This is a genomic window from Pseudomonas sp. NFX5 (assembly GCF_049132125.1).
GTDB classification, from domain to species: Bacteria; Pseudomonadota; Gammaproteobacteria; order Pseudomonadales; family Pseudomonadaceae; genus Aquipseudomonas; species Aquipseudomonas marginalis.
Genome location: NZ_JAFMZG010000044.1, coordinates 493,830 through 507,906, shown reverse-complemented (window position 1 = coordinate 507,906; position 14,077 = coordinate 493,830). Strand labels below are relative to the sequence as shown.

General features: G+C 59.7%; 11 protein-coding genes. 7 read left to right on the top strand and 4 right to left on the bottom strand.

All coding sequences use genetic code 11. The annotated features are described in order from the left end of the window. Nucleotides 1-296: 296 nt before the first annotated feature. On the bottom strand, nucleotides 297-1,169 hold the full coding sequence (locus tag J1N02_RS30355) for a helix-turn-helix transcriptional regulator (RefSeq protein ID WP_027605750.1): 873 nt from the start codon (nucleotides 1,167-1,169) through the stop codon (nucleotides 297-299). Between the two features lie 117 nt (nucleotides 1,170-1,286). On the opposite strand from J1N02_RS30355, the gene J1N02_RS30350 reads away from it, so the two are divergent. Continuing rightward, nucleotides 1,287-1,544 (top strand): hypothetical protein, encoded by a 258-nt coding sequence (locus tag J1N02_RS30350; RefSeq protein WP_098479587.1) that lies wholly within the window; start codon nucleotides 1,287-1,289, stop codon nucleotides 1,542-1,544. Between the two features lie 197 nt (nucleotides 1,545-1,741). Here the strand turns inward: J1N02_RS30350 and J1N02_RS30345 are convergent, their stop codons facing one another. After that, entirely contained in the window at nucleotides 1,742-2,656 is a 915-nt protein-coding gene (locus tag J1N02_RS30345) for a LysR substrate-binding domain-containing protein (protein ID WP_421148201.1), read from the bottom strand. A 268-nt stretch (nucleotides 2,657-2,924) separates the two neighbouring features. On the opposite strand from J1N02_RS30345, the gene J1N02_RS30340 reads away from it, so the two are divergent. From J1N02_RS30340 to pgm, 4 genes are all read left to right on the top strand, one after another. Further along, the gene (locus tag J1N02_RS30340) at nucleotides 2,925-3,947 is read left to right on the top strand and encodes a zinc-dependent alcohol dehydrogenase family protein (protein ID WP_027605764.1); all 1,023 of its coding nucleotides are present in this window, start codon (nucleotides 2,925-2,927) and stop codon (nucleotides 3,945-3,947) included. Nucleotides 3,948-4,651: 704 nt separating this feature from the next. Further along, nucleotides 4,652-6,070: a hypothetical protein gene (locus J1N02_RS30335; protein ID WP_421148200.1), complete on the top strand. Its 1,419-nt coding sequence runs from the start codon at nucleotides 4,652-4,654 to the stop codon at nucleotides 6,068-6,070. Further along, a complete protein-coding gene (locus tag J1N02_RS30330) occupies nucleotides 6,067-7,473 on the top strand; it encodes a PLP-dependent aminotransferase family protein (RefSeq protein WP_421148294.1) in 1,407 nt (468 codons plus the stop codon). The genes J1N02_RS30335 and J1N02_RS30330 overlap by 4 nt, the downstream gene beginning before the upstream one ends. 97 nt (nucleotides 7,474-7,570) lie before the next feature. Then, nucleotides 7,571-9,214: a phosphoglucomutase (alpha-D-glucose-1,6-bisphosphate-dependent) gene (pgm, locus tag J1N02_RS30325; protein ID WP_421148199.1), complete on the top strand. Its 1,644-nt coding sequence runs from the start codon at nucleotides 7,571-7,573 to the stop codon at nucleotides 9,212-9,214. A gap of 50 nt (nucleotides 9,215-9,264) precedes the next feature. Here pgm and J1N02_RS30320 read toward each other — a convergent pair whose 3' ends face one another. Beyond that, a complete protein-coding gene (locus tag J1N02_RS30320; protein WP_027605768.1) occupies nucleotides 9,265-9,960 on the bottom strand; it encodes a pirin family protein in 696 nt (231 codons plus the stop codon). A 219-nt stretch (nucleotides 9,961-10,179) separates the two neighbouring features. On the opposite strand from J1N02_RS30320, the gene J1N02_RS30315 reads away from it, so the two are divergent. Then, complete coding sequence (locus J1N02_RS30315) at nucleotides 10,180-12,627, top strand: UvrD-helicase domain-containing protein (RefSeq protein WP_421148198.1); 2,448 nt, start codon at nucleotides 10,180-10,182, stop codon at nucleotides 12,625-12,627. Nucleotides 12,628-12,708: 81 nt separating this feature from the next. Here J1N02_RS30315 and J1N02_RS30310 read toward each other — a convergent pair whose 3' ends face one another. Beyond that, nucleotides 12,709-12,981 carry a DUF1652 domain-containing protein gene (locus tag J1N02_RS30310; protein WP_027605770.1) on the bottom strand — a complete coding sequence of 91 codons (273 nt, stop codon included), beginning with the start codon at nucleotides 12,979-12,981 and terminating at the stop codon, nucleotides 12,709-12,711. A gap of 257 nt (nucleotides 12,982-13,238) precedes the next feature. On the opposite strand from J1N02_RS30310, the gene J1N02_RS30305 reads away from it, so the two are divergent. Continuing rightward, the gene (locus J1N02_RS30305; protein WP_027605771.1) at nucleotides 13,239-14,048 is read left to right on the top strand and encodes a helix-turn-helix transcriptional regulator; all 810 of its coding nucleotides are present in this window, start codon (nucleotides 13,239-13,241) and stop codon (nucleotides 14,046-14,048) included. The last annotated feature ends 29 nt before the right edge of the window (nucleotides 14,049-14,077 follow it).

The window sequence follows — 14,077 nt, the reverse complement described above, 5'->3', positions numbered from 1 at the left end:
GCGTATCTAGAGTGTTTACATGCACAGGTAAAAAATCCATGCAGGTTCGGGGGGCGAATTCATGGATGAACACCTGGCATAGTTGGAAAGGGGCTTGCAGTTCGAGAGGAGGACGTTCGAATCCGGGGCTCGGAGGGATGGACGCTTGGCCCCTGGGCCACTGCAAGTGAAGCTTTTGCAAGTGAATCAATGGGCGTTGAAGTGCACGCACATCCCAAGCACCTTGGGTGCGTCGCAAACTTTACATATGTCTGCACACTGGCCACGATTCAACGCCATCTCTCCTGTAACAGGGCTTATACATAGAGCCAAGGGGTCAACGCCTCCAGGTTCTTCACCACGATCTGTTGCGCCGGGGCCTTGGGCTCAAGCTTTTTCGGATCGATCTGGTAGCGCTGCAGTACATAACCCACGAGCGCACACCGTGTCGGGATGACCAGTTCGCCATCGTCCATACCGAAGTCGACTTCGATGATCGCCTTCTGGTCAGGTTTCAGCCGCGAATCCGGCTCGATTATCACATCGATGAGGGTGTTCCATTCCTCGTCATCGCCGATCAGGTTCTCGCTCGTTCGCTCGAACTCCGGCTCCCCACGGAATCTGCTCAACACGAAATCCCGATACTTGCGGTTCTTCTCGCAGTAGGCCCGTACATGCCAGCGCATGCCTGTGTAGATCAAGGTATGCGGCGAGATCAGTCGCGTCTCCGGAACTGGGTTGGCTAACGACACGTATTCAATGGCAATCACCTCGCCATTGCGGCATGCCTTGAGCAGTGGCCTCAGTACCTCTGGGCGTATTGTGCGGTTCGGCACCTCCAGCACCTTGGTGTGTGCATAGGCGAGTGCCAGCCCCTCCACATGCGGTGCCCGCGAGTGGGTCTGGTTCAACAGTTGCAGATAGGCATTGGCACTGTCGTCGATGAACAGCGGCTTGAAGTGCTTGCTCGGCACATAGCCCTTCAGTTGTTTGTCATATGTAAGATTCTTAGGCGCATGCTCGGTGATGTAGGTGTTGATGTCCTTGGATGCTTGCTGGCGACTGATGCCGAAGCTCTGCATCAGATGGCCCGTGGTCAGGCGGCCCTCCCACCAGGCCACGGTCTCGATCAAGCGATAGCGAAGTGCCAGGTCCCAGCGAACCTGATTGATCTGCTGAGTGCGTTTCATGGGCCGTCCATGTGCGTGATTTGTTTACCTGTACAAGTCTACAATCTATACGTGTAAAAAATCACTACATATCCTTTGGCTGTCTTTGGAACAAATGACCTAGCGAAAGGATTGAGCATGACTAAGACGGATGTGATTTCGACAGCGGCGCTGGTGATGATGGTGGCGATTGCTGTGCTGCTGTTGGCCCACTACTTGAAACTGCAGAAGGTGTGGACGGTGGTCGTCAATTGCCGTGCGAGCCTGCGTTGGGCGCGGATTCATGAGACAGAGAACAAGGAGCTACGTTCGGCGCTTCGAGCGGAGAGGGAGCACGTAGATCAGTTGCTGAGGAAGGTGGCTCTACTGCATGCGGTAGAGCCGGAGGGCAAATGACCGCGGTGTGTGGGAACAACAAAGGGTGACATTTCTAGAAGGGAACTGTTCGACCTCAGGCTGGGGGCATCCTTTTCAAACCATCCAAAGTATGCCCTCAGATGTGCCCCCAATGTAGCCATCCACTGGTAGTGAATGGAGCTCCATGGTTTGTCGAAAGGCAAAAATGATCAGATAAATAGCCTGCCCGACGTCGCCTAAAGGCTCTCAGGATCGCCAAAAAACATCTGTATCCGCGACCGCAACCACCGCTCCCCCGGATCATTGTCCTGCGACCCACGCCAAACCATATGCAGCTCGAACGAACGCACCGGCAACGGCGGTTCTTCCGCGCGCAACCCCCCTGCGGCGGTCAGTGCCTCGGCGGCATAGTCCGGCACAATGGCGACAATGTCCGTGCCTGCCAGCAATGTCCCCAGCCCGTTGAACTGCGGCACCGCCAGCACCACATGGCGCTTGCGGTCGAGTTTCTCCAGTTCTTCATCGATGAACCCGCTCAAGTCGCCGGCGAACGACACCAGGGCGTGGGGACGAGCGCAGAAGTCGTCCAGGCTCAGGGAGCCCGGGACGCTGTCGGCGCGCAGCAGCTTCGGCAGGCTGCGGCGCAGTACTTTGCGCTTGGCGTTGGCCGGCAGGTCGGCGGTGTAGCTGACGCCGATGGAAATTTCGCCGGAGGCGAGCAGGCCGGGCATCAGGATGTAGTTGACGCGGCGCACTACCAATACGATGCCGGGCGCTTCCGCGCGCAGGCGTTTTAGCAGTTGGGGCAGCAGGGCGAATTCGACGTCGTCGGACAGGCCGATGCGGAACACCGCGGTGCTGGTGGCCGGGTCGAACTCGGCGGCGCGGCTGACGGCGGTGGAAATCGAGTCCAGGGCCGGGGAGAGCAGGGCGAAGATTTCCACGGCCCGGGCCGAGGGTTCCATGCTGCGGCCGGTGCGCACGAACAGGGGGTCGTCGAACAGCCCACGCAGGCGCGACAACGCGGCGCTGATGGCTGGTTGGCCGAGGAACAATTTCTCGGCGGCGCGGGTCACACTGCGCTCATGCATCAAGGTTTCGAATACGATCAAGAGGTTAAGGTCGACACGACGCAGGTCGTTACGGTTCATCTTGTGTCCTGGAAGAGTCAGCTTTATTTGACGAGAACGGCGATATAAGAGCCCTGAAGGTCCATTCAGACGCGTGACCGGTATGAATCTTACGGGGAAAGGCTGGTACTCTGCACCGGCTAATTGAGTTTTCCTACGATACTTGAGGTCTATTCCTCAGATGCGGAATCAATGACAGACATGTCGACTATTAACGGCGACCGGTGGCCTTAGCCGGAAAGCCCAGATAGAGTTCATGGCAATAGAGGTTACTTTGACGAGGTTTGCGATGTCCCGCACGATCCGTTTTCACAAGTTTGGTCCGGCCGAGGTGCTCAAGTGCGAAGAGCATGCAGCCGCGCAGCCCGCACCGGGCGAAGTGCAGGTCCGTGTCGAGGCGATTGGCATCAGCTGGTATGACATTTTGTGGCGCCAGAACCTGGCGTCTTCCCACGCACGTCTTCCATCCGGCCTTGGCCATGAGATGGCCGGGGTGGTCGTTGCCTTGGGCGAGGGCGTGGATGACTTGGCAGTGGGCGATAAAGTGGCCAGTTTTCCGGCCGAGAGCCCCAATGATTACCCGGTGTATGGCGAACAGATCGTCCTGCCCCGTTCGGCCCTGACCCGCTATCCGGACGTCCTGAGCCCCATCGAAGCCAGCGTGCACTACACGCCGCTGCTGATTGCCTACTTTGCGTATGTGGACCTGGCACGGGTCAAGCCCGGGCAGTTTGCCCTGGTGACCGACGCCAGCCATTGCGCCGGCCCTTCGTTTGTGCAACTGGGCAAGGCCCTGGGTGTGCGGGTGATTGCCGCCACCAAGGACAGCGCTGAGCGCGAGTACCTGCTTTCTCTTGGCGCAGAAAAAGTCATTGTCACCGAGGAACAGGACCTGCTGATGCAAATCAACAAGTTCACCGACAACCGCGGTGTCGATGTGGTGTTCGATGGCTTGGGGGGCCCGCAGATGTCGCTGCTCGGTGATGTGCTGGCGCCCCGTGGCAGCCTGGTGCTGTATGGCTTGCAGGGTGGTAACCAGACACCGTTCCCGGCGTGCGCGGCGTTCCAGAAGAACATTCAGTTCTTCGTGCACTGTATCGGCAACTTCACCGGCAAGCCGGAGCTGGGCATCATCCAGGATCAGGTGGCGTTGCAGCGTGCGTTGCGTGACATCAACCAACTGACCGCCGATCGTGTGCTCGTGCCCCTGAAAACCACGGTGTTTCCGTTCAATCAGTTTGTCGAAGCCCACCGTTACATGGATGAATGCCCGTGCCGCGAGCGGGTTGCGTTGCAGGTTGCGGCTGTTTGAGCTGTAGGAGTATTCGTAAATGAGCGCTCCGACGCCTGAGTGAATGGGGCAAATGCGCCATTTGACAGGGCTTAACCCGCCCGCCCCAGAAGCTGCCGACCTGGCACTTTAGCCCACAAATCCGGCCCTCTCTCCCTGACGCCGCCCTGAATCCCAGTGCGGCGTCGTTGCATGTGCGCCTTTTACGCGACATCGGTTGTTCATCTGAACTGGTTTTCGGCCCGCTTCTGTATCTATTAATCATTATTCCAACACTGATAATTGCGCCTTCACTTTCATCTCAAGGACTGAGCAATGATTGAATCCATGACTCGGCTGCTGATAGTTGCTCGAACTATCGACGCGGCCCACAGGTGTACTCAGCAAGACAGGTACTTTCATAAAGCGTACCGGCCATGCAAATGGAAAAGTTGTTTGAGCCTATTGTCGGACACTTCTTTAAAAGGCTGGTTAAAAACGCGTAGGACCTTGTCGGAAGACTCCTAAGGCTAACCTTTTAGAAATTTTTACCAGTACTTTCATTAGGTTATGCGAGTGTGCGGGTAAAAGATGCTTCCCGGCAATCCCTGTCGTTTTGTTGCGTGGTGCTAGTGTTTAATCATCGGCGCACAATGCGAGGCGCGATTTTCCTACACGCAAAATAGGTCAAGCAAACACTGTCAGCAGTTGCTTGAAACTGATATTTCAACTCGGGTAGTAGAACTATGAGCACTATTCACGAACAGGCTATGAATCATGTTTACCAGCAAGTTCTGCAACGTCTGATCGGGCACTTCAGTCGCGCGGGACGTACCGCTCTCCAGTTACTGGTCCAGCGAATCATTGTCGCGGCAGGCGGGATGGAACAGGTGGGGGACTTCAAGGTACTGGTGGCCCATGGTGGCGGTGAAGTCAGCAGCTATACCCTGGCGCTGCTGCGAGCTGCTCAACTGACCATTGCCGGTCGTGCGCCACGTACCTTTCAACTGAGGGTCGCGACGTTACGGCACGCGGGCATGACCGAGGGGCAGCTCGATACCCTGAATCGCGGCTACGGCCGGCTGTTTCTCCACGACGACCCGCGTGTCGAGTTGTTGATGGTGGAAAACCAGGAGGTACAACCCTTCAATCACCAGCGTCCGGCCTCAGCGATCGGGCGAAAGATCAGCCAGCGCAATATGTTGATGATGGGCCATGTGAGTGCCGGGGACTGCCGCGCCACCCTGTGCAACGACACTTACCTGGCCGTCGGTGATTTTTACCAGCGTGTCACCACGTGCAATGGCGGCGTCCACGCGCTGGTCAGTGGTGACTCCCCGCGCAGGCAAAGTCAGTTTCTTGCCTGGCTCAAGAAAACCGCCCAGGGCGCAGGCGTCCGAGTTCCCAAGGGCCATCCGCTGTCGCTCAACGCGTTGTTCGCCCACATGGACGAGTGGAGCACCGCTTATTACCAGGATGTGTTCGGTGAGCATTACGTGGCCAGCGATAACCCCAGCACGGCGGGGCATCGTCACTTGGCCTACATCGGCATCGCCGACCTGCTGGAGGATGTCGACATCGCGTCGACCTCCCTGCTGGCCGAGTTCATGGCCTACGCTCCCGATCCACTGGGCTTTCACTTCAGCCATCCGGCCTATTCCAATCCGTTGCTGATGGCTCACCTACGTGGGTTGCAGGCCGAATCCCTGCGTGCGCTGGATTATGAGGACGGCGTCGAAGGCTTTGTGCAGCAGGCCGCCGCGTACATGCGCCATTTGCGCATGCCCGACGACTTGCTCATTCAGGCCGGGACCCGCGAAGGGCGCATGCTCTGGAGTACCTACGCCCAGGAGTTCTTCGGCTTGGATGAGACCCAGCTGACCTGCCTGCTGTTTTCACCCTTTGTTCATCACGGAGAGCGACTGGAAGGTTATTTGCGCCAATGTCACCCGGGCATGCTGGTGGCGTTGCCTGAGTTGCACAAAGTCCTCCAGGGCAACGGTTCCGCCGAAATGCTGCAGCAGTGGGTAACGGACACCAGCGGTTTGCCGATGCCCTTGTTGCAGCACCTGTACCGCAAACGGCCGCTGGCCAGAGAAAACGGCATGTGTCGCGCCGCTGCGGCCCAGGGCGCCGCGCAGGCCGTGCCATTGTTCGGGCGATGACCCTGCGCGGCGAGCGTCAGGCGGATTTCGCGTATCAGGCGGTCTATCGCTACATGATCAGCCTGATCAACGAGGTCAGTACCGACACCCGGGTAAAACTGCCGTCGTTACGGCAGTTGGCCGGACGCCTGAACGTGTCCATTTCAACGATCCAGTACGCCTATGCGCTGCTGGAGAAGGAGGGCAGGGTGTATTCGGTGGCCAAATCCGGCTATTACGCCTGGCCGATGTCGGCAAACCCGCTGGCCTGGGCCGGCGGGGATCTGCTTGATCGCCTCTACGCGGCGGCCCGGCGCCCCGGCATGCTGGTACTCAGTGGTGACGAGCCGGCATTGCTGGGCTCCCTGGATGAAACACTGCTGCGGCTCGAGCGGGAACTGGTGCGCCAGTACCCGTCGCATTTGCAGCCCTGGTCCCAGCCCTGCGGTGTATGGGAATTACGCGCAGCCCTGGCCGCGCGCTATACCTCGTCGCCCATGCGCTGCTGGCATGCCGACGACGTGTACATCGGCGCCGACCTGCGCGGCGTGCTGGATATCCTGATCGAAGTGCTGGGCCTGCGGGGCACCACCGTGATTGTCGAGTCGCCCTGCGACTGGCTGATCCTGCGCCTGTTGCAGGACGCCGGGGTGCGCATCATCGAGTTGCCCTGGACGCCGGAGGGTCGTCTGGATCGAACTGTGCTGGGGAAGCTGTTGCGTGATGAGCCGGTGCATCTGGTGTTGCTCTCGTCTTCCGTCAGCCTGCCCAGCGGGGTGGCCATGTCAATCGACGAGCGTCTCGACGTGGCACACCTGCTGGAGCAGTCCGGTTGCTGGTTGCTTGAAAACGACACCTTTGGCGAGCTGGGTTTTGAAGCCCCCCACACCGCATTGCGTGAACGGGTGAACCCTGAGCGGCTGATCGTGTTTTCTTCGTTCGAGAAAGCGCTCGGCTCGGAAGCCCCCTACGGCTACCTGCTGTGCCGGCGCATGAGCAATGAGTTGCAGCGTCAGTTCCTGCTGCGCTCATTCCGTTTATCGTCGATCCGTCAGCGCGCGATTGCCCGTTTGTACCAAAGCAGGCGGATTGACCAGCACCTGCGCACGCTGCGCCAACGCTTGAGCGAGCAGGCGGCGCACATGAGCCAGCGCCTGGAACAGCACTTGGGCGACCAGGTGACTTATCGGATGCCGGCCGCCGGTGCCGCGTTCTGGCTGGCCTCCACCCGTGCCGTGGACATGCGCCAGGCATTTCAGCGCCTGCTGGCACGGCAAGTGGTGATTGCCCCCGGGGAGCTGTTCAGTGTCAGTGGCTTGCACCAGCAGCACCTGCGCGTGAGTCACACGTTTCACGGGCAACCCAATCTGGACATTGCCCTGGAAGCATTGAGCGACGCGTTGCGCCAGGCGCAGACTGGGTGAAATTTCTCTTAACGATGTAGGATCGATACCGTCGCGCAGCAGTCCAACTCTCAGTAAACTGCCATTTTTTCCGAATCCTTCTATCCGAGGTTTATGCATGACAATCAGTCCTTTTGCGGGCAAACCGGCGCCGGCCCAGTTGCTGGTGGATATCCCGCGACTGGTCACGGCCTATTACACCGGCCAGCCTGATGCAGCGATCTCCACTCAGCGCGTAGCCTTTGGTACCTCCGGGCACCGTGGCAGCTCGTTCGAACTGAGCTTCAACGAATGGCACGTGCTTGCCATCAGCCAGGCCATCTGCCTGTATCGCGAAGCCCAGGGCATCGACGGCCCGCTGTTCGTCGGCCTGGACACCCACGCGCTGTCGACCCCGGCCGGTGCCAGCGCACTCGAAGTGCTGGCCGCCAATGGCGTGCACGTGATGCTGGCCGAAGGCGATGAATACACGCCAACCCCGGCAATTTCCCACGCCATCATCTGCTACAACCGTGGCCGTACCAGCGGCCTGGCCGACGGCATCGTTATCACGCCGTCCCACAACCCGCCGCAAAGTGGTGGCTACAAGTACAACCCGCCCAATGGCGGCCCGGCCGATACCCACGTCACCAAGTGGATCGAAGCCAAGGCCAACGAGCTGCTGGCCAATAAACTGGCCGGGGTCAAGCGCATCACCCATGCGCAGGCGCTCAAGGCCGACACCACCCATCGCCATCACTACCTCAACAGCTACGTGGCCGACCTGATCAACGTGATCGACATGGACGCCATCCGCAGTGCCGGCCTTCGCCTGGGCGTGGACCCGCTGGGCGGAGCAGGGGTGCGCTACTGGTCGGCGATTGCCGAGCACTATCGACTGAACCTGGAGGTGGTGAACACTGAAGTCGACGCCACGTTCCGCTTCATGAGCGTCGACTGGGACGGCCAGATCCGCATGGACCCGTCCTCCAGCTACGCCATGCAAGGCCTGATCGGTCTCAAGGAGCGTTTTGACGTAGCGTTCGCCTGCGACCCGGACCATGACCGCCATGGCATCGTGACCCCATCCGGCGGCCTGTTGGCGCCGAACAACTACCTGGCGGTGTCCATCGACTACCTGTTCCAGAACCGTCCCGACTGGCGCGCCGATGCGGCCGTGGGCAAGACCGTGGTCAGCAGCGGTCTGATCGATCGCGTGGCCGCACGCATCGGTCGTCGCCTGTATGAAGTGCCGGTAGGCTTCAAGTGGTTTGCCGATGGCCTGTTCGAGGGTTCATTGGGCTTTGGCGGCGAAGAAAGCGCCGGGGCGTCGTTCCTGCGCAAGGATGGCACGGTGTGGAGCACCGACAAGGACGGCCTGATCCCGGCCTTGCTGGCGGCGGAAATGACCTCGCGCAAAGGCCAGGACCCGAGCCAGATCTACCGTGGCCTCACCGATGCCTTGGGCGAGCCGTTCGCCATTCGTGTCGACGCCAAGGCCACCCCGGCGCAAAAAGCCTTGCTGGGCAAGCTGTCGCCAGAGCAGGTGACCTCCACGCAACTGGCCGGGGAAAGCATCCAGCAGATCCTCAGCCACGCGCCGGGCAACGACCAGGCGATTGGCGGCCTGAAAGTGATGACCGAAAACGGCTGGTTTGCCGCACGACCATCGGGCACCGAGGACATCTACAAGATCTACGCTGAGAGCTTTATTGGTGAAGATCACCTCAAGCAGCTGGTGCAAGAGGCGCAGGTACTGGTAGACGGCGCCATCTCCCAGTAAAAACGCAAAACCCCTGTGGGAGGAGGATTGCCTTCCTCCCACAGGGTTGATCAGGCCAGGTCGACCAACACGATCTCGCTGTCTTCAACCGCCGTCACCCGCAACACCTGCTCATTCTCAACCGCTACACCGTCTCGAGCGTGCGCACGCAAGCCGTTGACCTCAATCACGCCGGTCGCCGGCACCAGGTAAGCTCGACGGCCGCTGTCCAAGCGGTATTCCGCGCTTTCCCCGGCTTTCAGGTTCGCCGCTACCAGGCGGGCATCCGCGCGGATGCGCAGGCTCTCGCTGTCACCGGCCTTGCCACTGGCCAGGGTCACAAACCCTTCGCGATCACCTTTCGGAAACGGCTTGGCGCCCCAGGAGGGTGGCAGGCCGGCCTCGTTCGGGATGATCCAGATCTGGAAGATCTTGGTCGGCGTCGCTTCCAGGTTGTACTCGCTGTGGGCGATCCCCGTGCCTGCGCTCATTACCTGCACGTCACCGGCCTCGGTGCGGCCCTTGTTGCCCAGGTTGTCGGCGTGGCTGATCGCGCCTTCACGGACATAGGTAATGATTTCCATGTCGCGATGGGCGTGCTGCGGGAAGCCGGTGCCGGGGGCAATGATGTCGTCGTTCCAGACCCGCAGGTTGCCCCAGTGCATGCGCTTTGGGTCGTGGTATTCGGCAAATGAAAAGTGGTGATGGGCGTCAAGCCAGCCGTGGTGGGCGCCGCCCAGGGTGTTGAAAGGTCGAAGTTCAAGCATGATCGTCTCCTGTTGATGGCGCCCATGATCCGTGAGCCCATGATCGATAAAAAGCGTAAAAAATGCCTGATTCCTATCGGTGAATTAGATTGATTGCTGGCGTTTTGACTTTCACTTCATCGCCTAACTGCATGACGGTAAAGCAATTGGCTGGAACTGAGCGCCGATTCCGGCGACCATGGTGCCCTTGTCAAAACCCAGCTCATCGCAGGAGTCCGCGTGCCGCAACACAAGCCTGATCTGCCCCCCGAACTGCGCCCACTGGCGGAAATGCCCCTACTCAAACGCCTCGCCGCACGCCTGTTTGGCCATGGCCTGACGCGTTTGCGCGCACAGCATCGGTTTTCCTGGTTGCACGGGCAGGCCGATGGTTTTCGCAGTGGTCACGAGGCCGGCGTGGAGTATGGCTATCGCGAGGGCAAGGCCGATGGCATCGAGGAAGGCCGACAAGTCCTGTTGATCCGCGACTTCCGTCCCGATGAGCACAGCGCGCCCGGCGTCGATGACAGCCTGTTCGACGATTGGCGGCTACCCTTGACCGCCGACGTGAAGAAACGCATCAAGGCTGATGTGGCCCGGTTGCTGCCGGCCCATGCCCAGCCGAGCGCGGCGCAATGGAAGATGATCTTCAGCGATACGCCGTCAACCTCGGTGATCGCCGGTGCCGGCGCGGGTAAATCCACCTCGCTGGTGCTGCGTATTTTGCTGCTCACCCATTACCTGGGCTTCGAATTGAGCTCGATGACCGTGGTGACCTTCACCCGCGAGTCGCGCAAAGACTTCATCAACAAGCTCATGGACATTCTCACCCTGTGGGGCCAACCCATTGATATGAAAGAAGCCCAGGCGGTGGTACGGACCTTTCACTCGCGCATCCTGCCGATGGTCCGCAGCCTGCCGGGTTTTGAACGCCTGCAGGCGTTTGAAAACCTCAGTGCCGGTTTCGAAGACGCTGACAGCAACCCGTTCGACCTGCGCATCAGCGACGCCCAGCGCCAGCAGATGAATGCGTGCTACCACCAGTTGCAGGGGCGACATGCACGGTTTCGTGAACTGATTGCGCCACTGGCACGCCAGGGCCTGCAACTGCGCGAACTGGAGCGCGATCATCCGGATGTACAAAAGCGCATAGCCGTGACCGAACTGGCGGCCAAGCGCGATGAAGAACTCTGCGATGTGATCGAGGACCTGTGGTTTCGTGCCGGCGCCTGGCCGATCAAGGGGATTGAGCCCAGTCGCCAGCGCTTCGAAATCAATGGCGCGCAGTTCCATTGCCACGGCTATATCCCGGCGCTGGATGCGTGGGTAATGCTGGGCTTTGATCCCAGGGAAAATGCCCAGATCAGCCGGCCGAATTCGAAGCTGTCGGTCCGTGCAGAGTGGGCGGTAAAGCGCACCTTGTTTCAAGCTTTCTGTCGTAAGCCATTGATATGGCTTGATAGCTATGACGCATCAAAGCGTCTGTTAAGCAGCCTCGCCGGGGATGCCAGCGCGGGTCCCGGTTTTGATTACAAGGTCAAGGGCGAGCTGGTGTCGGCGCCGCTGCTGGACAGTTTCGTGATGGCCGCCGGCTTTATCGAGAACCTGGGGTTGGACGTGCCGACTGCCGTCGGCCAGATGAGCTTCGCCAAGGACGACCCGGACCGCTTCTTCTTCGAGGCCCTGAGCATCTTCTGGAAAGCCCTGGAAGATCACCTGCTGGATCAGTCGCCGCCGATCATGACCTATAACCGCATGTTCTCGCTGTTCGGCGAGAACACCCCGGAAAACCTCAAGCTCCTCAGCGATCCGCTGCTGCGGCCGATGTCGCACCTGATGATCGACGAATTCCAGGACGTATCGCCCCAGATCGTCTCGTGGATACGCGCCAGCCTGCGGGAAATCCGCAGTCGTGGGCCGGCGATGCATGTGGGCCGTGGCGCGCAACGTTCGTCCTTGCTGTGCGTGGGTGATGACTGGCAGTCGATCTACGGCTGGCGCGGCAGTTCGCCCAAGTACTTCATGGAATTCAACCAGCAATTCCCGGCGCCGAGCACTACCCGCGTCATGCTCGGCGAGAACTACCGCAGCCATCAGCACATCATCGACGCCGCCGAACATATCGTGCGCGCTGCGCCGGCAATCCCGGGAAAAAAGGCCAAGGCCAGCGGCACGCCAAAAGCCTTGGTGCCGGTCACGGTACTGGAGCGGGACGATGCGGCGTTGGGGCGGCAACTGCTGGAGCATTATCAAAGGGGCGATTCGATATTAATGCTGTATCGAAAAAGTAGCGATAAGCTACTGATTCAAGAGCATATTCAGTCGATTGTTAATGTTGATTCCAGCTTGCCTGCAGCGACGCGCAGGTTGAAGCAGCTGACGTACCACAGCGCCAAGGGCCTGCAGGCGGATACGGTGTTCCTGCTCGGGGATTGCCAGCATGTGACCAGCTCGCCCTACAAGAACCAGGTCTACCGCATGGCGGGCCTGGATAAGGACGGGGACAGCGAACCCTATGACACTGCGCAAAAGGACGAAGTGCTGCGCCTGGCCTACGTCGGGATTACCCGGGCCGTGAGCCATTGCTACTGGTATGTGGAAAAACCCGAAGGCCAGGCGGTGAATGTGCCCAAGGCCTCGGAGCGGGTCGACGGCAAGAAAGCGTTTTTCGACGATCAGCGCCATTAGCAGGGGATAAATGCGATTCCAATGTGGGAGGGGGCTTGCTCCCTCCCACAGTTGAGCTTCTTTCTGTTGGCTGGGCCGGAATCAGGCCCTCAGCGACAACGGCGGCACAAACGACTCCAACTCATCCTCCACCGCCTCGATAATCCGCTCCACATCGGCAGCATTCATCACAGTGGCGCAGGGGATGCCGGCGATGGCAATCAGCGTCTCGCCGCTGGCCCGGTCGAACAGGCGGGCGACCATACTGCCGGGCGCATCCATGCTGCCCTCGAAGCCCATCGGATGAAAATGCCAGCGCATCAACTGGCAGGCGTTGGGGAATGTCACTTTGTTCATGTTGCCCACCTTGTTCATTGAGCGCTTCCTTTAGCTCGCGGCAGGGGGCCAGGACCGTCACTGGTCGTGGCGTCGTAGAAGCTAAAAATAGCATTCGTTCGCAAGTACAAGGTGACTTTTTCTGCCCCGTTCGGCGGTTGTCAGCCATTCACTTGATGTGGGTCATCTCTTACTCACGATTGGGCACAATGCCACTAATGCGAAGTTCCAATTGGCCATTGTCGGCACTGACAAAATTCGGCAATCTCCGAGGTTTACCCGCCTCAGAGCCTTCCATGCCCGACATCGCGCCAGACGATGATTGCCATAACACCCATGCCACGCGTGAGCTGGTGCTGCGCCACCACCTGTGCTGGCGTCATCGCGACCTTGACGGCGTGATGTCCTACTACCACCCGGACATCCAGTACCACGACTTTTTCCAGAACCGTGTGGTCGGTTACGCCGAACTGCGTGAGTACCTGCAAGCCAGCATGCCCCGGGAAGCCGACGAGGCCATTGAACACACCGACCGCATCCGCGCCGATGGCGACACGGCATTCATCCAGTACCGCATCACCTTGCGCGGCGGTCAGGGGCTGGTGTCATTCCGTACCAGCGAAGCCATCACCGTCCGCGATGGGTTGATCTGGCGCGTCAATGAGTACGCGTCATTGGTGCATGAACAACCCTCTCAGGCCCAGCGCCCCAGCGTCAGCCGCCTGGGCCTGTCACCCCAGCAATTGGGGCATATGGCCAATGACTTGCAGCAGTACTTCGAGCGCAGGCAGCCGTATCTGGACCCGGAACTGGACCTGCAGCGCGTCGCCAAGGAATGCGGCTACAGCCGCAATCAGATTTCCTACCTGCTCAACCAGGTGCTGGGGCAAAGTTTCTACCGCTACGTCAACCAGGCTCGGCTCCAGCACCTGCTGGCCGCACTGGATACAGCACAACCGCCGATCAAGATCGACGACCTGGCCTTCGCCGCCGGTTTCAATTCGTTGTCGGCGTTCTACAGCGCCTTCCGCCAGCACACCGGCCAGTCGCCCAAGGCCTACGTCAAACAAATTTCCCTGCGTGCACGCGCGCAAGACAGCGAATAACCCGCAGTTCTAGGATCCCCCCATCGAAA